Genomic DNA, 19,536 nt, shown 5'->3' on the forward strand with positions numbered 1-19,536 from the left:
AATCTTAACTGTTAAAATTATGCAGGAGCATTAGTAGCTGCTGTAGTAACAGTTAAATTTTCAATATCTCTATCAAATAAATACAGCCCTCCTTTGTCGTCGCCAATCATATTAATTTTATCTAAAATTGTACGAGCTACAGCTTCTTCCTCTATTTGTTCTGCCACATACCATTGTAAAAAGTTATGAGTTGCATAGTCTTTTTCCTGAAGACTGTTGTGTACCAATTCATTGATGCTTTGGGATACAAATACTTCATGCTCAAACAATTTTTCAAACATTTCCTTAATCGATTTAAAGGTAACATTAGGCGCCTTTAATTCTGAAATTTTCGCATGACCACCACGTTCATTTACAAACTTCACTAGCTTCAGCATATGTTCTCGTTCTTCATCTGATTGTGCATACATGAAATTAGATACTCCTTCTAATCCTTTTACTTCAGCCCAACATGCCATGGCTAAATAAATTTGAGAAGATTCTGCTTCAATTCTTATTTGATTATTTAAAGATTCTTGTATAGTTTTTGATAACATAATATTCTTTTTTGTAAAGTTACAGAATTACTTTGATGCTTTCAATTTGGTTCAATAAAAAAAGGTTATCCTTTTATAGATTAACCTTTTTCAACTATTAATAATATTTAATCCTACTGAACCGTAAGCGTATATTGTGGTGTTGGATTCAATGGACAGAAATACACATATTCTCCTTTTACTAATTTAGTAGCATTCGTTTTTTCAGTTTTACCTTCTTTAACAACCGTTGTTACATAAGCTGTTTTAATATGATTTTCTGGCTTACTAGCATCTTTGCCTTTTGGAACTAAGACTAAACCAACTTCTTTTGCGGCATGATTGTTTGATACTTCAAACACGTAAGTTCCCTCGCTTACCGTTAAGGCCTTTTGAACAAATTCTCCTTTTGTTTGTTCTAACGAAATAGTTTTTGCTGCTTTAGTCATTGTGTCTTGAGCATTAGAATTTATTGTGAATGCTAATGCGATTACTAAAATTGATACTACTTTTTTCATGGTACTTTGTTTTATTATTTATGTTAATTAATTATGCGTGGTAATAGCGTTCGTTAATGATTTTGCCATCTTTCCACTGCGTTCTATTTACTTGTTCAAATTTGTGATGTTGCCCATCATTTGTTTTAAATTCCATTATAGCTTCGTAATATGAATAATCTTCTGTTACCGCGACATTATACATATCATATCTAATAAATTCTGTCACGGTTGCTAATAATTCTTCTTCGGCTGCGATACAAACATCTTTACCTACTTTAGGCTCTCCGTTTGCTTCTTGTAAAACCACATCGTCGGCTAAATATTTGTTCATGGCTTCAAGAAATTGTCCTTTTCTTAATAATTCTTTAAGGTCTACTAATGCTTCTTCTATTTTTGTTTCTGTAATTGTGCTCATAATTTTTATTTTTAAAATGATTTATTTTTTGAATTTATTGTTTGTAATTCTTGGTACAAAGTTGCAATCGTTTTAAAGGTTACACCATGTAATTTATTCCTTTTGACTTGTCAATTTTTCCTTTATATATTTGAAGTAATTGAATTTGATACAACATGTGGTTTTTCAGCATCACAATAATAATCGTGAATATATTTTTGTTCACAATGTGTTTTTGGAGAAATAGTATTTAGTACTTCTTTTCTTTTCCCTCTAAATATTTCAATTAAATTGAATATTGATATCTGTTTTAAATTCATGACTTTGTTGTTTTAATTATACAGTGCAAAGATGAATCGGAAAAGGGTTCTATAAAATGGTAAGGTCGCCTTAATACTTGTCAATTTTTCCCTAAGATACTTTTTTTAACTGCTTTTTGAAGTCGGTAGGAGACAAAGTAGTATGCTTTTTGAATAATCGACTTAAATGTGATGCATCTTCAAAACCAACTTCATAAGCAATTTCTTTTGCTGTTTTGTCTGTGTAGATCAATAAACGTTTAGCTTCAAGCACTACACGTTCGTGGATAATTTGTAACGGACTTGTCTTAAATTTAGCAAAAGTATTAGAGAGTGTTTTAGGTGATTTAAAAAGTTTATCAGCATAAAACGATACACTATGCTCGGTTTTAAAATGAGATTCTACCAACATATTAAAATCGCGTAGCAAATCAATTTTAGTGTTTTTTGTGGTTTCCACAAAACCTTCTTTAGATTTTAGTAAACGCGTACTTATGATAATGAAACGTGCCATAAGCATTCTCAACATTTCGGCTTGAATAGTATCTTTAGTTTCTAATTCGTCCAAAAACACTTCATGAAGAATATTTAACTTTCTGTTTTCTTTAGACTCTAATTTTATTATTGGTATATGTACATTTCCAAAGAATAATAATCCAGCGCAACTTACTTCTTGGTCGTGGTCTTTAATACAATAAAACTCTCTGTTAAATTGATATACCACTAATTTTTCACCTGAAATATATTGAAAATATTGCACTGTAGTTAAAGCCAAAACGCTATTGGGTTCGATCCTATACGGAATGCTGTCTACTATAATTTCTGCTTTAGTATTAGCAGTTCTAACAAATGTGTATAAGTCTGGTTGTTTTGAGGTTTTATAAGATTCTAAAAGAGTTTCATCTCCTATTTTAAGAATAGCATTGGTAGAGAATTCTTTAAATGTTTTTTGCATAGATTCTTTGTCTGAATCTTTTTTAAAACATTACAAAACACAATTTTGATTTATCCTAACTTACTTGCAACCCATTCCCAACGCCACCTGAGTTATCAGGATTAACAAATACTAATTTGCCTTCAGGGGTTTCAGTCATTAAAATCATACCCTGGCTTTCGACACCTCTTAAAGCTCTTGGGGCTAGATTTACTAAAACAGTTACACGTTTTCCGATTACTTCTTCTGCTGTAAAACTTTCAGCAATTCCGGACACTATAATTCTTGTATCAATTCCGGTATCAACCTTAAGCCTTAAAAGCTTTTTAGTTTTAGGCATTTTTTCGGCCTCCAAAATGGTGCCTACTCGAATGTCTAATTTTGCAAAGTCTTCAAATGTTATAGTGTCTTTTTGAGGTTCCACAATAGCATTAGCTATTTCGTTAGCTTTTTTACTAGCTTCTAATTTATCGAGTTGTTTTTGGATGGTTTCATCGTCAATTTTAGAGAATAGTAATTCTGCTTTTCCTATTTGATGGTTTGCTGGAAGTAACACGTTTTTGGCTGAAATATCGTTCCATGAGTTCTCGATACGATGCTCCTGTACCGCATCACTCGAACTGACATTGAGTATGTTTTTCAACCTGATTGAAGTAAACGGTAAAAAAGGCTCACTTAGAGTTGCTAAAGCTGAAGCTATTTGAAGCGCTATGTACATAATAGTTTTTGTACGTGCTTCATCAACTTTAATCACTTTCCATGGTTCAGCATCAGCTAGATACTTGTTTCCAAGTCGCGCTAAATTCATAAGTTCTTGTCCTGCTTCTCTAAAACGATAACGTTCTATAGAGCTTGCAATAACATCTGGAAATGCTTTAATAGTGGACAGAGTTTCTTCATCTACGTCATTAAAATCTGAAGGTTCTGGAACAATACCATCATAATATTTATTTGTTAGTACTACCACACGATTTATGAAGTTTCCAAAGATAGCCACCAATTCATTATTATTTCTTGCTTGAAAATCTTTCCAAGTAAAGTCATTATCTTTTGTTTCTGGAGCATTGGCATTTAAAGCGTAGCGCAACACATCTTGCTGTCCTGGAAATTCCTCCAGATACTCAGGCAACCAAACTGCCCAATTTTTTGAGGTTGATAATTTGTTACCTTCTAAATTTAAAAACTCATTGGCTGGCACATTATCTGGCAAAATATAACTGCCCTCAGCCTTTAACATCGCAGGGAAAATAATACAGTGAAATACGATATTATCTTTACCTATAAAGTGTACTAATTTAGTGTCTTTATCTTTCCAATATAACTCCCAATCTTTTCCTTCACGTGCTGCCCATTCTTTGGTTGATGATATATAACCTATAGGCGCATCAAACCAAACATACAACACTTTTCCTTCGCCTCCCTCAGCTGGCACAGGAATGCCCCAATCTAAATCTCTAGTTACTGCTCGAGGACGCAACCCATCATCAATCCAGGATTTACATTGACCATAAACATTAGGTTTCCAATCTTTTTTGTGCCCTTCTAAAATCCATTCTTTTAAAAATGCCTCATGTTTATCTAAAGGTAAAAACCAGTGTTTCGTTTCTTTTAAAGTTGGGGTATTACCTGTAATGGCTGATTTTGGATTTATTAAATCGATTGCATTATGACTTGTACCACAGTTTTCACATTGGTCGCCATAACTTTCTTCATTTCCACATTTAGGACAAGTTCCTATTACAAAGCGATCTGCTAAAAATTGGTTCGCTTGAGCATCATATAACTGTTCTGAAGTTTCTTCTATAAACTCCCCTTTTTCATTTAAGGTCTTAAAAAATTCCGACGCAGTTTCATGATGAATTGGTGCCGATGTGCGGGAATAATTATCATAAGTAATACCGAAATCCACAAACGATTTTTTAATAATCGCATGATACTTATCCACAATATCTTGAGGCGACACACCTTCCTTCTTCGCTTTTATAGTAATTGGCACACCATGCTCATCACTCCCACCAATAAACGCTACATCGTTTCCTGTTAAACGCAAATAACGCGCGTAAATATCGGCTGGAACATAAACACCGGCTAAATGCCCTATATGTATTGGACCGTTTGTGTAAGGAAGCGCAGTGGTGATTGTATATCTTTTCGGCATTTAATTATCATTTTGAAGCCACAAAAGTAATCAATTACCAAGCGATTTAGAAAAAAAATGTACATTTACATTATGTCAAAAAACCTACTAACGTTGAGTTTATATTGTGTTGTTTTTTTCTTCGGAATAAAGACAATTAATGCACAAAATGCGAACATTGAAAAACAAAATAGCACTTTGAAACAACCATCATATTTAAAAGCAGGCGATACAGTAGCTATTGTTGCGCCATCTGGGATTTTAAAAAATAGAACCAAAGAAGTAGAACAAGCTAAAAGCCTTTTAAAAAACTGGGGACTTCATGCCATAGTTGGAAAGCACGTATTTAACAAGGACAATCATTTTGCTGGAACCGATGATGAACGCTGTGAAGATTTTCAAAAAGCTTTAGACAATCCTAAAGTTAAAGCAATTTGGTGTGCTCGAGGTGGCTATGGAACAGTTAGAATTTTAGACAAGTTAGACTGGTCAAACTTCAAACAAAACCCAAAATGGATTATTGGCTATTCAGATATTACAGCTATTCACAATGACATTCATAATGTTGGGGTCGAAAGTATTCACGCAATGATGTGTACTAGTTTACAAGACGATTTAAGTACTATAGAAGAAACTGTTTCAACATTTAAAGATGCGATTTTTGGCAATTCTTTAAGTTATACTATAAATGGATCTAATTATAACAAAACTGGCAATTCCACTGGTCAATTAGTGGGAGGAAACCTGACTATGTTGCATACGATGCTTGGTTCTAAGTCAAGTATTGACGTTTCTGGAAAAATACTTTTTATAGAAGAAATTGGTGAATATAAATATCATATAGATCGCATGTTACAAAGTTTGAAACGCGCCGGCTATTTTGAAAATTGTAAAGGCGTTATTGTAGGCCAAATAACCAAGCTAAGAAAAAACACCACCCTTTGGGGAACATCCATTGAGCAACTTATTTTAGATGCATTTGAAGACTACGATTTCCCAATTGCTTTTAACATGCCAGCAGGTCACGAGAAAGATAATCGTGCAATAATTTTAGGTAGAACTATTCAATTGTCAGTTGATAATGGACAGTCTACAATTACTTTTAATGATTAATCCTATATTCAAATTTTTTCAATTAACATTGGTCTACAAATGGCCATTGCACTATAACTTCTAGCTCAATAGTATCAGAAATAATATCATCCTTTACTACGCCTAATGTTCCTTTGGATTCATAATTAATCCCCCAAAGAATTCTATCAATAGTAAATTTTGAAGTCATGACCTCTTTCTTATCAATGAGATTAAATTTTGGTCTAAATTGAATTTCCTTTGTTATACCTTTAATAGTTAAGTTCGCAATGATTCTTACAGAATCGTTAGATTCATAGATGACGTTATTTATCTGAAGCTTCGCATTGGGGTACTTTTTCACATCAAAAAAGTCTTCATCTTTTAAATGATTCACTAGCGTTTCATTGTGCTTCCCATCTATATTTACAATTGATGCCATCTCAATTATAAATTCTCCTCCTAGAATATTTCCATTCTTCTTTAATACGTGTCCGTTTTTAAATTTGACCGTTCCATTATGTTTGTTTATTTTAAATAAATTAGAACCTTCCCATTTAACGATACTGTTTTTTATATCTAATTCAACACGATTCACGTCTCTATCTAAAACTGGACTATTTAATGCAGATATTAAACTTTGACTATTTATACTTAATGTAACACAGATAATAGCTGATAATGATAAAATGATTTTTTGCATGATTTTTTATTTTTCAGTAAAACTAATACGGATAAGTGTTTCCTTTTGTAAAAAAAATGTAAAAGAAGTGCAAAACGGATGCAAAAGTTGTAGATTTTAACTTAATTCACTACTTTTTAAATTCATTTTATGAGAATAAAACCAATATATTATTCCTTCTTAGCATTAACAGCTATCTGCATCACTTTTGCAGCCTTTCAAAGTCCTAATAATAACGAAAATTTCTCTGAAAAAATTAAAGTGGTACTTAGAGATGCTGGCAACAAACTTTTGTTAGCTAACAGAGACTCTTCTTCATTAATCCTTCCCATTAGAAAAGTAAAAGAGAATAGATACGAAATCGCTTTTGAAGGGAATTTATCTATAACACCAGACAGTTTGGTTGCGATAGTAAATTCTAGCCTCCAAATCGCAAAATTACCCAAACGTTATATAGTAGAAGTCATTAATTGTAATACCCTGAAGGTTTCATATAGTTTTCAAATTACTGGAACAAAGGAACAAAACATTGTTCCTTGCCTGGGACGGGTTTTACCATTAGATTGTTATACCGTACAAGTCTTGTTTATTGAAAATGATTCTTTCATGAGTGCTAACAAAAACCTAATTATAATTGGTCTCCTTATTTTAATTTTAACATTAATGGCAATAACTTATTTTAAACGAAAACCAAAAACCAATCTAATTAACAAACTTGATGACCATATAAAAATTGGTAATTATAAATTTTATGAAGCGCAAAACAAATTAGTTAAAGATGCAGTTGAAATAAAATTATCTACCAAAGAGTGTGAACTTATGAACATGTTTAGCTCTCAGCAAAACCAAGTGATAAAACGTGATGTTTTAATTAAAAAAATCTGGGAGGACAATGGTGTTTTTGTTGGTAGAAGTCTTGATACATTTATTTCTAAGCTTAGAAAAAAGTTTAAAGATGATGACTCAATAAACATTATAAACGTTCATGGTGTTGGCTACAAATTAGAAGTAAATTAAAACTACTATTATTAATTTATATTACTAGAATTCAACTACTTCATTTAAAATTGTTCGTTTAACGAAAAAAACGAACAATCAACTAATAATTTCATCGGTTTTTGTAAAATGACATACTCTTGCACGCTTATTTAATAATCTAAAAAATACCTACAAATGAAAAAATTACAATTACTTTTAATCGTTATGGCTCTTATGGTTTCTGTGCAAGTTAATGCAACTGATAACCCTATTAACACACAATTTAATTTAAACAATCCTGATGTTCGTAAATGCTTAATTGAAGCTTCAAAAAGTGAAGGGTGGAAATTAGAAGCATACTACATCAATTCTAATGAGAAATTAGTATTGGTATTTGGAAAAGACGGTGAAACAAAAGTTTACGCTGCTAAATAAATACTACTACACTTTTATCTTTTACTAAAGCCAACTTTCCTTATTGAGTAGTTGGCTTTTTTATTTGTATTTTTCAAGTATTAAAATGGGGTTTTACGATTTATCAAAAGAAGAACGCATTGTTTTGGTTGAAAAAATCAATCAAGAAATTGCTTGGGATTTATCTTCAAATAAAACCAAACGTATCCTTACCTATTTTTCTGATGAAGACACCTATATTCGAAAAACAGCCTATTTGGCTATAGGCAAACTTTTTTATTCTAATCCAGAATTACAGAATACTATTCTATCCACATTAACCTGTTTATTAAAACTTGATTCCTCAACTGCACTCGATATAGATTCGGACAAAGTGCGTCAAACAGTTGTTAATACTGCTGGAGAAATTGGCAAATTTCACTTTGATAAAGTGCAAACGTTTTTTGATATTGGTTTGTTTGATAAACATCATTCCGTAAGAAATGCTGTTATTGGTTCGGTTAAAAAAATGGGAGGAAAGAACCCTATACCTGTTTTAGCTTGGGCAAAAACGTATCTTAAACATCCAGATAAAGAGATTCGTCGTGAGATTTGCCATGGTATTGAACTACGAGGTCGCACACACCCTCAAGATATTTTACCGCTTTTAAAAGAATTAGAATTTGACGAAACCAAACGTGTTTCTGACACTTTAATTCATGTTATAGGACAAATAGCTTATAAAAATGGTTGTTTAAAAACTGTTATTGCGCATCTTAATAATTGGGAAAACAAACCGCTAATTGAAAAAGCATTGGACCAAATAGTTGATGTTCATAATCGATATAAAAAATTTGCAGTTTTAACGCAACAAGAGGCTATTGATTATATTGATTTGAATTATAAGTATTAACTAGCACAATTAACACACAACAAACTTTGCGGACGAATTAAAATCCTACCAACTGGAATGGATTTTTTACATTTTAAGCAAATACCAAAATCTTCAGTTCCAAGCCTATCAAGAACTCGTTTTAGATTTCCTAACTTTATTTCAGCTTGACGTAAAGAGGCTTCATTAACACTTTTATTATTGATAGCATCCATTCTACTCACACGTCCAATAGACACATCTGGAGCAATGGGTTTGGTTAAGTCACGATACTCCAAAATTGATTTTTCAGTTTTAGTAATCTCTTCTAGTATCTTTATTTTGATGTCTTCTTGGTTCATTGTAAAATATTATTTACAATCATCTATCGTTTCTAAGACCTTATTATAACTCAATTTTAATTGAGTATCAAGCTGATTTATAACATTTAAAATTTTGAAAAGCCTTTGAATATCTCCTTCTTGTAATGCATCAGCAGCTTTATCAATTTCCTTTTTAACTCTTGATTGAAGATTATACAAGCTTTCTAATTCGTATAGACAATTATAATCAAACTCATTTGCAATATTAATGGCGCGGATAGTTTCCCAAGCAATAGAAGTAATATCTGGAATTTCTAGAACCATAAAAGTATCTCCAGTATAAAGATATTTTTGTGAGTCAAACTTAACTGAGTCTATAACTCTAAAAAAATTTGAATACTCTTTTTTTAGTTTCATTCGTTCCTCAGGAGTCGCAATAATTTCAGAAGAAGTCTTATTGTAAATTGTTGAATATTTTTTATACGCTTCTACAATTTTTTGATTAGGTAGTCTTGCTTTATCTAATTCAATTCTGTTATTAGCTATTTCTTCTTTGATTTTTGAAATGATAAGCGTCTTTTCATTATTAGCTTTATTTGAGGAACTCCAATTGTTAATGCTCAAGGCAATAAGGATTCCTAAGACTACAAGAACAATTTCTCCAACAGCATATTTTAAATAATTTTTAGTGTCGTTTGCCGAAATCATAGTTTTTCGAATTTTGCGAAAAAAATTTATCACCTCTTATTTTTTTAATATTATTAAAACCTTCTTTCTTTCTGGATTTGTTCATAAGCTGCTTGTACTTGCCTAAATTTTTCTTCAGCACCTTTTTGATGTTCTTTTCCTAAGTGAATCACTTTATCTGGATGGTATTTCTTAGCCATTTTTCGATAAGCCTTTTTAATTTCATCTACCGTAGCATTTTTATCTATTTCTAAAACCTTATAAGCATTATCACTACTGTTATAAAACATTGCTTTTATACTTTCGTAATCTCGAGAGCTAATACCTAAATAGTCAGCAATCGTATAGATTTGTTTTACCTCATCCTCTGTCACAACGCTATCAGCCTTTGCAATTCCAAACAAAAAGTGCATAAGTTGTAATCTTGAAGGATGATCCATCATTTGACGAATCTGTAAACAAACAGGCCTTACAGAAACATTCTGTTTGCTAATATTCTTAAAAAGCTTAAACGCATGATTTGCACGCTCCTTGCCATACATATTTACAAACTGCTTTCTTACATAATCTAATTCTAGTTGATCTTGTACGCCATCTGCTTTAATAACTACAGAAGCTAATACTAATAAACTCACTTCAAAATCTCCCGATTGTGTTTGTGGGTGCTGTCTAGGTTGAGTTCTAGAAGTGGTTCTCCTTCCTCGTGTAGATTGTCCTTCTCCCAAAAACGGACTGTTTTTACCATCTGCCATAGCATCAACAACGCTTCCTAATGCTAATCCAATAATTGCTCCTATTGGACCGCCAAACGACCAACCTATAGAAGCTCCTATCCATTTTGAAAAACTCATGTAAGTAATAGATTTTAATTATGACCAAATATACTATTTGTTAGTAGATTGCATTTATATTTTGTTACACAATTGGTATCTTTGCAATCTAAATTGTTAATTATAAAAATTTAAAATATGTATCCAGCAGAATTAGTAAAACCAATGCGTGAAGATTTAACAAATGTTGGTTTCGAAGAATTACAAACAGCCGAAGCTGTTGATGCTGCTTTAGCAAAAGAAGGGACAACTTTAGTGGTTGTAAATTCAGTTTGCGGTTGTGCTGCAGCAAATGCACGTCCTGGAGCTAGAATGAGTTTACAAAATGCCAAACGTCCAGACCATATTACAACAGTTTTTGCAGGTGTTGATAGAGAAGCGGTAGATACGGCTCGTGGTTATATGATTCCTTTTCCTCCAAGTTCACCATGTATGGCATTATTTAAGGATGGTGAATTGGTGCATATGCTAGAGCGCCATCATATTGAAGGTCGCCCAGCAGAACTTATAGCAGAAAATTTAGTTGACGCTTATAATGAGCATTGCTAGAAACTTCACAACCTAATCCTCTCTATAAAGGAAAGTAAGGAATACTAATAGTTTTAAAGACATTAAACCACGTTAATTAACGTGGTTTTTTTATTCTTCTACGCAACCATATTAAATCTGCTACATCTAATAAATAAATTACAAAAAGATGAGAAATTTATTATTCAAATTTATATTAGTGTCTATTTGCTTATTATTCTTTTCTACCCAATGTGATGAGGACCGGCTGCCCATTCAAGAAGATGAGCAACAGGAATTGGCTACTTTAAAATCTGAAATTGAATCTTTAGCAAGTAGCTCTATTTGCAATGAATCTACAGAATGTAAGTTCATTGGTCTTGGAAGTAAACCCTGTGGAGGTCCTTGGAGTTATTTGGTGTATTCCACCTCTATAGATACTGAAAATTTAAAAAGCCTTGTTGAAACTTACAACAATAAAGAAACTGCTTTTAATACTAAATGGGGTATTGCATCAGATTGTTCGATTGCCATCCCACCAACTAGTATTGAATGTAAAAATAACAAGTGCGTTCCTGTGTTCTAAAGGTTAGTTTATTTATTTTTGGGGCATGTTAAAATTATTGTCCTACCCACTAACTATTGTCTATAATATCTTTTTTTTATTGACATTGTTAGTATTTCATCCCATTCAATGGTTCTGTTTCAATGTATTGGGTTATCAAGCACATAAAAATAGTGTTGATGCCTTACAATTTTGTCTACTACGATGTGCCAACATATTAGGCACGCGCTTTACTTTTAACAATCCCCACATCATTCCTTTCGGGCAACCACTTATTATTGTTGCAAATCATCAAAGCATGTTCGATATATCACCAATAATGTGGTATATGAGAAAGCATCATACAAAATTTATAAGTAAAAAAGAACTCGGTAAGGGTATTCCTAGTGTTTCCTATAACTTACGCCATGGCGGTTCTGTTTTAATAGATCGGAAAAACCCTAGGCAATCGTTACCAGCCATTATGAAATTTGGAGAATATATTGAAAAAAACAAGCGTGCTGCCGTTATTTTTCCAGAAGGAACCCGAAGTAAAGATGGCCATCCCAAAAAGTTTCAAACCAAGGGCTTAGAAATTTTATTTAAAAAAGTCCCATCGGCATTGATTGTTCCAATATCGATTAATAATTCTTGGAAAATAGTTCGTTACGGTAAATTCCCGATGGGTTTAGGAACTCACATTGCTTTCACTGTTCATAAGCCTATAAATTTAGCTACCTTTGCAGATAAGCAAGCACTTATTGATAGTATTGAAAATACTATAAAAGCCCATATTCACCCTTAACAATATATTATGTCGTTGAAAAATGTAAGATTGGAAGTCATGAACTTTTTAGAAAAAGATGTTGATTCCTTAATGGAAAAGTATCTAATTCCAATAGACAGTATCTGGCAACCAACAGATTTTTTACCAAATTCTGAAACAACTGATAGTGCCTTTTTTGAAGAATTGACAGAAATAAGGGAATTGGCAAAGGAACTCCCGTATGACTTTTGGGTTGTTTTAGTAGGTGATATGATTACTGAAGAAGCTTTACCAACTTATGAATCTTGGCTCATGGATGTAGAAGGGGTCGATCAAGTAAATGGTGGTGGAAATGGCTGGTCTAAATGGGTAAAACAATGGACTGCCGAAGAAAATAGACATGGCGATGTCTTGAATAAATATCTTTATTTATCTGGACGCGTTAATATGAAAGAAATTGAAAAGACTACGCACTACTTAATTGCAGATGGCTTCGATATTGGCACCGACAGAGATCCTTATAAAAACTTTGTTTACACAAGTTTTCAAGAATTAGCAACTTATGTTTCGCATAATCGCGTAGCAAAACTTGCAAAAGAAAAAGGAAATAAACGCTTGTCTAAAATGTGTAAAATTATATCTGGTGATGAAATGCGCCACCATAATGCCTATTCTGAATTTGTGGAACGCATTTTTAAAGTGGACCCTAGCCAAATGATGATGGCTTTTCATTATATGATGAAACAAAAAATAACGATGCCTGCTCATTTTTTGAGAGAATCTGGCGGACAAATAAGTTCTGCTTTTGAAGAATTTTCTAATACTGCTCAACGCATTGGAGTATATACTTCTAGAGATTATGTAGATATTTTGCAAAAGCTTATAACTAGATGGGAGATTGATAAAATTACCAATCTAACTGATGAAGCTGAGAAAGCTAGAGATTATTTAATGAAGCTCCCGGCTAGAATGTATCGCTTATCGGAACGCATAAAGATTCCTGAAAACTCTTATCAGTTTAAGTGGGTTGAACCAGCGATTGTGAAATAGTAGCAATGTCTTCTGAAGAAATAATTGAAAAAACTATAGAATTTGTTAAAGAAACCTTGGCTAATGCAGAAGGCGGGCATGACTGGTTTCATATAGAAAGAGTATATAAAAATGGGCTATTAATTGCCAAAAATGAGCGTGTAAATACATTTGTGGTCCAATTAGGAGCATTACTTCATGACATTGCAGATAGTAAATTTCATAATGGCGATGAAAGTAAAGGCCCAAAAGTAGCGCGTGAATTCCTTTTCAAACTTAATGTTGATTCATTAGTGATAGAGCATGTTGTTAATATTATTGAAAATATATCTTTCAATAAATCCTTAGAAAACACCGAGTTATTTATTTCTGAAGAATTAAAAGTCGTTCAAGATGCCGATCGGTTAGATGCTATTGGCTCTATTGGTATTGCAAGGTGTTTTAACTATGGTGGTTTCAAGAATAGACCCCTTTATGACCCAGATATTGCTCCTAACCTGAATATGAGTAAAGAAATATATAAAGCTTCAAATTCACCAACAATAAATCATTTCTACGAAAAGCTTCTTCTTCTTAAGAATAAAATGAATACTAAAACTGGGAAACAAATTGCAAAAAACAGACATGAGTATATGTTAGATTTTTTAGATCAGTTTTACAGCGAATGGAATGGGAAATTGTAATGATTTAATTTACAGAATATTAACCTCCATTTAAAAGGTAAAATAGCATCAAAATTGGTCAAAATGGATGCTTTATACACCAATCTCTCGATATATCTTTGTGGTGTTAAACTTTAAAAAGCTTAATCATGAAAAATACTATTAAAAATAAAACAGTAATGGGACGAGACAACATTAGATTTATACTGTTCCTAATACTATCATTACCTGTGATAACGGGATTATTACTTGTTTGGTTTGAAATTAAATAACAACGTATAAAAAAATCCTTTACATTATGTAAAGGATTTTTCACTTATATAATTTATTAAATACTTAATTCTCTTGAGCAACTTGAAGAGCCGTAATTTTATATTCTAAGATAGATAATTCTTCAGCATTTTCAATTATATCTTCCGCCGATAAATCATTATTTTTATTGATATAGTCCAATATTCCTTTTCTTTTATAGAAGTAGTATTTTAATGCTTCATTTATCTTATCCATAAGTTTTTTAAATTTATTGAATTATAAGTTTTATTTCTTTTCTATAATGAGAAGCACTATTGCCAGTTATATCGCTAAAGGTTTTATTAAAGTGGGAGAAGTTATTGAATCCACATTCAAAACAAATATCAGTAATACTCATCTGGCTTTCTTCTGATAATAACTTTGTAGCGTGAACTACGCGGTATTCGTTAACCACTTGAGTAAAGGTTTTTCCTGTTGCTTTTTTAAAATATCTACAAAAAGCTGGTACTGTCATACTAACTTTATCGGCTATTTCATCTAGACTAATGTGGTTTTGGAAATTCGTATTAACATGTTTAAAAATAATAGCAATTTTAGCACTATCCTGAGCATCTGCTTCAAATGCAAATCCATCAGCATTTAAAAGTGAATAATCATCTGTGAAAGCAAGAAAATTCAATATTTCCAAAAATTTAATAACGCGTTCCAAGCCTGTATACTCAAGTAAATTATCAATTTTAGGTCCTATAATTTGCTTTGTTTCAATTTTAAAACGAATCCCTTTTTTTGCTCGGTCAAATAAAGATTTAACGTTTGCCATCTCTGGTATTTCTATAAAATCATTACCTAAAAAATTAGATTTGAAATGTATTGTAGTTTCTGTACCATTAGAGGTTAATCTGTCTGTAAAACCGTTATGTGGTAAATTAGAACCTATTAATATGAGTTGGCTATTATTAAAATAGGACAAATGATTTCCTATATGTGTTTTACCCTGTCCTTTATTAACATATACTAACTCTAGCTCTGGATGAAAGTGCCAATACGCATCATTCTTATCTACATTCTTAATATGTTGATTAACCAAGAGAGAACTTCCAAAACTAGGGCTTAGCTTTTTTAGTGTTGGTTTTTTATTAATCATTGCAGGTTGTTTTTATTACAAATTTAATATTAATTATGCATACATTATATATACAATTACCCATATTATATGTTATTTTAACTTAACATAAGCTTAATGTTTATTTAACAGTTAAAATAACATACAAATTAGCAAAAACTCATGTTCTCTAATTTGTAAATGACATCTATCTTTGCCTTGTATAAATGGTACAAATACCAAATCATGAAAAAAAGAATTAACAACCTAAAAAAAGGAATATTAATGGTAGCAATGTCGGCTACGGTTATGGGGTTCGCTAGCGACTTTAATAACACTACAATTAATAAAGGAGCTAAAAAAACAGCAATTACTTTTGTTAATGTAAAAAGAGGTAATGTATTAAAAATAAAAGATAGTTACGGAATTACCTTGTATAAAGAATTAATCGATCATTCTGGAATGTACACTAAAGGATTCGATTTATCTGAATTACCAAATGGAGACTACATTTTTGAAATGAATAAAGATGTAGAGATAAATACAATTCCATTTACAGTCTTTTCAAATGATGTTATTTTTGATAAGGAAAAGGAAAGGAAAATTTTCAAACCTGTAACTAGAGTTCAAGGTGATTTTGTTTTTGTTTCGAAACTAGTTCTAGACAACGAATTTTTAAACATTAAAATTTATTTTGAAACAGTAAATAATGGTTTCGATTTAGTACATTCAGAAGTTGTCGAAGAAAACAAAACAATTAATCGCGTGTTTAAATTATCGCAAAAAGGAAGTTATAAAATAGTTTACCATTCTCAAGGAAGAGAATTTATAGAATACATTAATAATTAGTTTTAATGTCTTATTTAGTTTAGTTTAGTTGTTAAAGTGGGCTGTGGTGGCCCACTTTTTTTTTGCCCAATTCTTTCCTTTTCTTTTTCAGCCAATTTATTATCTCCTAGCAAACTACCACTTTACCTATTAGCTAAAAAAATATAATATACTGTATTAATCAAACATTATGCTATATTAATTTAACCTAAAATAATAGGTAAAATACCACATAAATTAGTCAAAATCAGTGCTTTAAGAACCAAATTAACCTTATACATTTGTCATGTCGAACGTTAAAAAAACCAAATCATGAAAAACACAATTAACATCACAAAAAAAGGAATCTTAATGGTAGCTCTATTGGCTACGGTTATGGGTTTCGCAAAAGAAGCTTCGTTTACTATTAAAAATGAAGCTGACAGAACTTCACTCGCTTTACTAAATGTAAAGAAAGGAAACTTGCTAACTATTAAAGATACTAATGGTATTGTATTATTTAAGGAATCTATAAAAATATCCGGAACATATACAAAGGGATTTGATCTTACATCATTGCCCGATGGTTCTTACTTTTTTGAATTAGATAAAGAAGTCGAAATTAGAACTATTCCTTTTATTGTAAAATCTAACGCTGTAGTATTTGAGAAAGAAAAGGTAATTGTATCATTCAAACCAATTATTAGAATTGATGATGATATGATTTACATTTCAAAATTAGCCTTAGATTTAGAACCGTTAAAAATTAAATTATACCATGAAGACGCTTCTTATCTGTCTACTAACTATGAATTAATTTATTCTGAAGAAATTAAAGACATTCAAACTATCGAGCGCGTTTATAAAATAGACAAAACAGTGCCTGGTAATTATAAAATAATTCTTATTTCTGAAGGAAGAAAATTTGTAGAACACTTTAAAATTTAAACAATCTAGTTACTAAAGCGTTTTAAAAGCGGGCTATTATAATTTAATAGCCCGCTTTTTTATTTTATTAAAACAACTTTAATTGCCTTTGTTTATATTGCTCGTGCAAATCACAATTCAGCTTCGAAATCTTCTTGTCCTTAAAATACTTTTGTCTAGCCAATTTCACCAAATTATTAATCTGTTCGGCTATTTTACCTTCCCCTCGCATTCTTGTTCCAAATCTAGAATCGTTTAAATTTGCTCCATGGCAATTTTCAATTTGATGTAAAACCTTATCTGCTCGATCTGGCATGGTTTTTTTTATCCAGTCTGTAAATATTTCACCAATAGCACCATTCAATCTAACTATTGTATGACCAATTGATGATGCACCATAATCACGAGCAGCTTTTGCCAAAGGCAAAATTTCATGACTATTAATAGAGGGAATTATAGGAGCAATCATCACGTTAACAGGAATCCCGTTTTCGGATAAGGTTTTTACAGTTTCCAATCGTTTTTTTGTAGTTGCTGTTCTAGGTTCTAAAATACGTCTGGTATGTTCTGATAATGAGGTAATCGACATATTTACACAAACCAAATTATCCATTGCTAAATCTTTCAATACACCTAAATCTTCTAAAATTCTGGAATTTTTTGTAATGATTCCTACAGGATGTTTGTATTTTAAAAAGACCTCCAGACATGCCCTCGTTATTTTAAATTGTTTTTCAGCTGGTTGGTAACAATCTGTGTTCCCTGACATAACAATGGGGTATGCCTTCCAGCTTTTTTTCTTTAAAAGCTCTTCCAAAAGTTTTGGGGCATCTTTTTTTACCAAAATACGTCGTTCAAAATCTAAACCTGCACTGTACCCCCAATATTCATGAGTGTTTCGCGCATAGCAATAAACACACCCATGTTCGCAACCTTGGTAAGCATTCATAGAATATGCCATACCTACATCTGGACTTTTTACTTTATTAACTATGGTTTTAGGAAATACTTCTAAATAGTGTGTTCTGTTTTTATCGGCCTCTTCTCCATCTTTTTGGCAGAATTCTAAAAAATCGTCACGCATTTCGTGACTTAATTCGAAAAAACGATTTGGGACATTGAACTGTGCGCCACGTCCTTTTATTGGAGACTTGGGATTCATAATAGTAAAATTAAAGGTTAAGTTTGCCCTTTAAAATTACTTCTTATTTCTGCTGAAAAGTGTTAAAGTAAAAATGGGTTATTAACAAATATGAATTTAATTTTTTATCAATTTCTCTGTTATACTTATGCCTTGTTGGTCCATTAATTTTAAAATATACACGCCGCTATGTAGCGTCTCGGAAAAACTTTGAAAATCTGAAACCGTGCTTGTCTTATAAACTTCTTTACCTAATATATTATATAGCATAATAGTTTGTATTTGAGATTTAGTCTCAATATTCACACTGCCTCTAAACGGATTAGGATAAATTTTAGTGTTTTTAATTATAGAATTCTCTATAGTTAACGTTTGACCATTACCAGTAAATAACTCATCAAAGTAGGCCGTTGCCTCTCCAGGATCCTGTAAATATACCCCGGCTTTCCAATAGCTTGGGTATGTCCAATATGAAACATTCACATTTACTTTTTCCACACCATCTATATCAATAATCATGTTGCCGTTCACCAATCGGACGTCACAGTTAAAGTATCCTGTAGGAGCTAGCCCTAAATCTATATGTGAAGTGTTGGAACCTCCAGTATCTGTCTTATACGCCGCCCAAAGATGATTGATTGGTGTCTTGGTTTGGTGCTTGTAGATTCTTAACAATGGCTTATTTGGTCCACTTCCAGCATTTGCATCATCATGAATTTGTATCACGGTTACCTGCTCGCAATCAACGGTCTGCTGAACAATATTAATCCTTGCATGTAATGAACGATCGGCTTGTGTAAGGTCCCAATTGTTTTCATATCTCAATTCGCTACGGTTACTGTCACCTGACTGATTAAAAGCCATTTTATCTACATCTGCCACATAAAAGTAGCTGGATGTATAGGGATTAGTAGAATGGGTTAATGAAGAATTTGATGCCGCTGTGCTGCTAGTAGGTGCCTGAAATTTGCATTCATCTAAAAAATCTTGAAATCTGGCTATCTCGTAAGGCGCATTAAAGGGCTGCCCAAAAACACCTGTAACAGCTAAAATGATACAAATAAATGAGACTAATTTGAGCTTTGATTTAAGTACAAAAATGATATAACGAGTTTTAGTTATTTTTGGTTGTATTAAATAGAAATTCATCATGATTAACGTTATTATATGAAGCTATTAAACATT

General features: G+C 31.9%; 26 protein-coding genes. 11 read left to right on the forward strand and 15 right to left on the reverse strand.

From position 1 onward, the window contains the following. Positions 1–17 precede the first annotated feature (17 nt). The 6 genes from AC2D6V_RS03235 to metG all read right to left on the reverse strand — a co-directional run bounded on the left by AC2D6V_RS03235 (position 18) and on the right by metG (position 4,800). Positions 18–536: a ferritin gene (locus AC2D6V_RS03235; RefSeq protein ID WP_484646608.1), complete on the reverse strand. Its 519-nt coding sequence runs from the start codon at positions 534–536 to the stop codon at positions 18–20. 113 nt (positions 537–649) lie between these two features. Further along, complete coding sequence (locus AC2D6V_RS03240) at positions 650–1,033, reverse strand: cupredoxin domain-containing protein (RefSeq protein WP_484646609.1); 384 nt, start codon at positions 1,031–1,033, stop codon at positions 650–652. Between the two features lie 31 nt (positions 1,034–1,064). Then, positions 1,065–1,430: a hypothetical protein gene (locus AC2D6V_RS03245; RefSeq protein ID WP_484646610.1), complete on the reverse strand. Its 366-nt coding sequence runs from the start codon at positions 1,428–1,430 to the stop codon at positions 1,065–1,067. Positions 1,431–1,552: 122 nt separating this feature from the next. Then, positions 1,553–1,729 carry a hypothetical protein gene (locus AC2D6V_RS03250; protein ID WP_484646611.1) on the reverse strand — a complete coding sequence of 59 codons (177 nt, stop codon included), beginning with the start codon at positions 1,727–1,729 and terminating at the stop codon, positions 1,553–1,555. A gap of 91 nt (positions 1,730–1,820) precedes the next feature. Continuing rightward, the gene (locus AC2D6V_RS03255; protein WP_484646612.1) at positions 1,821–2,663 is read right to left on the reverse strand and encodes a helix-turn-helix domain-containing protein; all 843 of its coding nucleotides are present in this window, start codon (positions 2,661–2,663) and stop codon (positions 1,821–1,823) included. Positions 2,664–2,718: 55 nt separating this feature from the next. Further along, positions 2,719–4,800: a methionine--tRNA ligase gene (gene metG / locus AC2D6V_RS03260; RefSeq protein ID WP_484646613.1), complete on the reverse strand. Its 2,082-nt coding sequence runs from the start codon at positions 4,798–4,800 to the stop codon at positions 2,719–2,721. A gap of 177 nt (positions 4,801–4,977) precedes the next feature. On the opposite strand from metG, the gene AC2D6V_RS03265 reads away from it, so the two are divergent. Beyond that, positions 4,978–5,892, forward strand: a complete 915-nt coding sequence (locus AC2D6V_RS03265; protein ID WP_484646614.1) for a S66 peptidase family protein — start codon at positions 4,978–4,980, stop codon at positions 5,890–5,892. A 22-nt stretch (positions 5,893–5,914) separates the two neighbouring features. Here AC2D6V_RS03265 and AC2D6V_RS03270 read toward each other — a convergent pair whose 3' ends face one another. Next, positions 5,915–6,553 (reverse strand): YceI family protein, encoded by a 639-nt coding sequence (locus tag AC2D6V_RS03270; RefSeq protein WP_484646615.1) that lies wholly within the window; start codon positions 6,551–6,553, stop codon positions 5,915–5,917. A 129-nt stretch (positions 6,554–6,682) separates the two neighbouring features. On the opposite strand from AC2D6V_RS03270, the gene AC2D6V_RS03275 reads away from it, so the two are divergent. The 3 genes from AC2D6V_RS03275 to AC2D6V_RS03285 all read left to right on the forward strand — a co-directional run bounded on the left by AC2D6V_RS03275 (position 6,683) and on the right by AC2D6V_RS03285 (position 8,816). Further along, positions 6,683–7,549, forward strand: coding sequence for a helix-turn-helix domain-containing protein (locus tag AC2D6V_RS03275; protein WP_484646616.1), 867 nt, complete (start codon positions 6,683–6,685; stop codon positions 7,547–7,549). Positions 7,550–7,705: 156 nt separating this feature from the next. Next, on the forward strand, positions 7,706–7,945 hold the full coding sequence (locus tag AC2D6V_RS03280; RefSeq protein WP_484646617.1) for a hypothetical protein: 240 nt from the start codon (positions 7,706–7,708) through the stop codon (positions 7,943–7,945). A gap of 43 nt (positions 7,946–7,988) precedes the next feature. Next, positions 7,989–8,816 (forward strand): HEAT repeat domain-containing protein, encoded by an 828-nt coding sequence (locus AC2D6V_RS03285; protein ID WP_484646618.1) that lies wholly within the window; start codon positions 7,989–7,991, stop codon positions 8,814–8,816. On the opposite strand, the gene AC2D6V_RS03290 is transcribed toward AC2D6V_RS03285, so the two are convergent. Genes AC2D6V_RS03290 through AC2D6V_RS03300 form a run of 3 tightly spaced genes read right to left on the reverse strand, consistent with a single transcriptional unit; the run spans position 8,813 to position 10,635 of the window. Next, positions 8,813–9,136 (reverse strand): TraR/DksA family transcriptional regulator, encoded by a 324-nt coding sequence (locus AC2D6V_RS03290; protein ID WP_484646619.1) that lies wholly within the window; start codon positions 9,134–9,136, stop codon positions 8,813–8,815. The two genes, AC2D6V_RS03285 and AC2D6V_RS03290, sit on opposite strands and share 4 nt — an antisense overlap. 9 nt (positions 9,137–9,145) lie before the next feature. Beyond that, complete coding sequence (locus AC2D6V_RS03295; protein WP_484646620.1) at positions 9,146–9,805, reverse strand: DUF6090 family protein; 660 nt, start codon at positions 9,803–9,805, stop codon at positions 9,146–9,148. Between the two features lie 53 nt (positions 9,806–9,858). Further along, entirely contained in the window at positions 9,859–10,635 is a 777-nt protein-coding gene (locus AC2D6V_RS03300; protein ID WP_484646621.1) for a TerB family tellurite resistance protein, read from the reverse strand. 117 nt (positions 10,636–10,752) lie between these two features. Between AC2D6V_RS03300 and AC2D6V_RS03305 the strand changes: the two genes are divergently transcribed. The 5 genes from AC2D6V_RS03305 to AC2D6V_RS03325 all read left to right on the forward strand — a co-directional run bounded on the left by AC2D6V_RS03305 (position 10,753) and on the right by AC2D6V_RS03325 (position 14,143). Then, entirely contained in the window at positions 10,753–11,163 is a 411-nt protein-coding gene (locus tag AC2D6V_RS03305; protein ID WP_484646622.1) for a BrxA/BrxB family bacilliredoxin, read from the forward strand. Positions 11,164–11,311: 148 nt separating this feature from the next. Beyond that, positions 11,312–11,707, forward strand: a complete 396-nt coding sequence (locus tag AC2D6V_RS03310) for a hypothetical protein (protein WP_484646623.1) — start codon at positions 11,312–11,314, stop codon at positions 11,705–11,707. A 25-nt stretch (positions 11,708–11,732) separates the two neighbouring features. Further along, on the forward strand, positions 11,733–12,470 hold the full coding sequence (locus AC2D6V_RS03315) for a lysophospholipid acyltransferase family protein (protein ID WP_484646624.1): 738 nt from the start codon (positions 11,733–11,735) through the stop codon (positions 12,468–12,470). 9 nt (positions 12,471–12,479) lie between these two features. Then, a complete protein-coding gene (locus tag AC2D6V_RS03320; RefSeq protein ID WP_484646625.1) occupies positions 12,480–13,481 on the forward strand; it encodes an acyl-ACP desaturase in 1,002 nt (333 codons plus the stop codon). Positions 13,482–13,486: 5 nt separating this feature from the next. Beyond that, complete coding sequence (locus tag AC2D6V_RS03325) at positions 13,487–14,143, forward strand: HD domain-containing protein (protein WP_484646626.1); 657 nt, start codon at positions 13,487–13,489, stop codon at positions 14,141–14,143. Between the two features lie 106 nt (positions 14,144–14,249). On the opposite strand, the gene AC2D6V_RS03330 is transcribed toward AC2D6V_RS03325, so the two are convergent. Genes AC2D6V_RS03330 through AC2D6V_RS03340 form a run of 3 tightly spaced genes read right to left on the reverse strand, consistent with a single transcriptional unit; the run spans position 14,250 to position 15,518 of the window. Next, positions 14,250–14,438 carry a DUF2649 family protein gene (locus tag AC2D6V_RS03330; protein WP_484646627.1) on the reverse strand — a complete coding sequence of 63 codons (189 nt, stop codon included), beginning with the start codon at positions 14,436–14,438 and terminating at the stop codon, positions 14,250–14,252. A gap of 20 nt (positions 14,439–14,458) precedes the next feature. After that, positions 14,459–14,629, reverse strand: a complete 171-nt coding sequence (locus AC2D6V_RS03335) for a hypothetical protein (RefSeq protein WP_484646628.1) — start codon at positions 14,627–14,629, stop codon at positions 14,459–14,461. 13 nt (positions 14,630–14,642) lie between these two features. After that, entirely contained in the window at positions 14,643–15,518 is an 876-nt protein-coding gene (locus AC2D6V_RS03340; RefSeq protein WP_484646629.1) for an AraC family transcriptional regulator, read from the reverse strand. Positions 15,519–15,722: 204 nt separating this feature from the next. Between AC2D6V_RS03340 and AC2D6V_RS03345 the strand changes: the two genes are divergently transcribed. Continuing rightward, positions 15,723–16,325 (forward strand): hypothetical protein, encoded by a 603-nt coding sequence (locus tag AC2D6V_RS03345; protein WP_484646630.1) that lies wholly within the window; start codon positions 15,723–15,725, stop codon positions 16,323–16,325. Between the two features lie 291 nt (positions 16,326–16,616). Next, positions 16,617–17,231: a hypothetical protein gene (locus AC2D6V_RS03350; protein ID WP_484646631.1), complete on the forward strand. Its 615-nt coding sequence runs from the start codon at positions 16,617–16,619 to the stop codon at positions 17,229–17,231. A 67-nt stretch (positions 17,232–17,298) separates the two neighbouring features. Here AC2D6V_RS03350 and AC2D6V_RS03355 read toward each other — a convergent pair whose 3' ends face one another. Further along, on the reverse strand, positions 17,299–18,372 hold the full coding sequence (locus AC2D6V_RS03355; protein ID WP_484646632.1) for a PA0069 family radical SAM protein: 1,074 nt from the start codon (positions 18,370–18,372) through the stop codon (positions 17,299–17,301). Positions 18,373–18,468: 96 nt separating this feature from the next. Then, positions 18,469–19,503 (reverse strand): polysaccharide lyase family 7 protein, encoded by a 1,035-nt coding sequence (locus tag AC2D6V_RS03360; RefSeq protein ID WP_484646633.1) that lies wholly within the window; start codon positions 19,501–19,503, stop codon positions 18,469–18,471. Positions 19,504–19,536: the final 33 nt, after the last annotated feature.

It is taken from the genome of Algibacter sp. YIN40, assembly GCF_057219435.1.

Coding starts and splice junctions, on each gene's coding strand:
- AC2D6V_RS03235 (WP_484646608.1), bottom strand. CDS start 536: ATGTTATCAAAAACTATACAAGAATCTTTAAATAATCAAATAAGAATT.
- AC2D6V_RS03240 (WP_484646609.1), bottom strand. CDS start 1,033: ATGAAAAAAGTAGTATCAATTTTAGTAATCGCATTAGCATTCACAATA.
- AC2D6V_RS03245 (WP_484646610.1), bottom strand. CDS start 1,430: ATGAGCACAATTACAGAAACAAAAATAGAAGAAGCATTAGTAGACCTT.
- AC2D6V_RS03250 (WP_484646611.1), bottom strand. CDS start 1,729: ATGAATTTAAAACAGATATCAATATTCAATTTAATTGAAATATTTAGA.
- AC2D6V_RS03255 (WP_484646612.1), bottom strand. CDS start 2,663: ATGCAAAAAACATTTAAAGAATTCTCTACCAATGCTATTCTTAAAATA.
- metG (WP_484646613.1), bottom strand. CDS start 4,800: ATGCCGAAAAGATATACAATCACCACTGCGCTTCCTTACACAAACGGT.
- AC2D6V_RS03270 (WP_484646615.1), bottom strand. CDS start 6,553: ATGCAAAAAATCATTTTATCATTATCAGCTATTATCTGTGTTACATTA.
- AC2D6V_RS03275 (WP_484646616.1), top strand. CDS start 6,683: ATGAGAATAAAACCAATATATTATTCCTTCTTAGCATTAACAGCTATC.
- AC2D6V_RS03280 (WP_484646617.1), top strand. CDS start 7,706: ATGAAAAAATTACAATTACTTTTAATCGTTATGGCTCTTATGGTTTCT.
- AC2D6V_RS03290 (WP_484646619.1), bottom strand. CDS start 9,136: ATGAACCAAGAAGACATCAAAATAAAGATACTAGAAGAGATTACTAAA.
- AC2D6V_RS03295 (WP_484646620.1), bottom strand. CDS start 9,805: ATGATTTCGGCAAACGACACTAAAAATTATTTAAAATATGCTGTTGGA.
- AC2D6V_RS03300 (WP_484646621.1), bottom strand. CDS start 10,635: ATGAGTTTTTCAAAATGGATAGGAGCTTCTATAGGTTGGTCGTTTGGC.
- AC2D6V_RS03305 (WP_484646622.1), top strand. CDS start 10,753: ATGTATCCAGCAGAATTAGTAAAACCAATGCGTGAAGATTTAACAAAT.
- AC2D6V_RS03310 (WP_484646623.1), top strand. CDS start 11,312: ATGAGAAATTTATTATTCAAATTTATATTAGTGTCTATTTGCTTATTA.
- AC2D6V_RS03315 (WP_484646624.1), top strand. CDS start 11,733: ATGTTAAAATTATTGTCCTACCCACTAACTATTGTCTATAATATCTTT.
- AC2D6V_RS03320 (WP_484646625.1), top strand. CDS start 12,480: ATGTCGTTGAAAAATGTAAGATTGGAAGTCATGAACTTTTTAGAAAAA.
- AC2D6V_RS03325 (WP_484646626.1), top strand. CDS start 13,487: ATGTCTTCTGAAGAAATAATTGAAAAAACTATAGAATTTGTTAAAGAA.
- AC2D6V_RS03335 (WP_484646628.1), bottom strand. CDS start 14,629: ATGGATAAGATAAATGAAGCATTAAAATACTACTTCTATAAAAGAAAA.
- AC2D6V_RS03340 (WP_484646629.1), bottom strand. CDS start 15,518: ATGATTAATAAAAAACCAACACTAAAAAAGCTAAGCCCTAGTTTTGGA.
- AC2D6V_RS03345 (WP_484646630.1), top strand. CDS start 15,723: ATGAAAAAAAGAATTAACAACCTAAAAAAAGGAATATTAATGGTAGCA.
- AC2D6V_RS03350 (WP_484646631.1), top strand. CDS start 16,617: ATGAAAAACACAATTAACATCACAAAAAAAGGAATCTTAATGGTAGCT.
- AC2D6V_RS03355 (WP_484646632.1), bottom strand. CDS start 18,372: ATGAATCCCAAGTCTCCAATAAAAGGACGTGGCGCACAGTTCAATGTC.
- AC2D6V_RS03360 (WP_484646633.1), bottom strand. CDS start 19,503: ATGATGAATTTCTATTTAATACAACCAAAAATAACTAAAACTCGTTAT.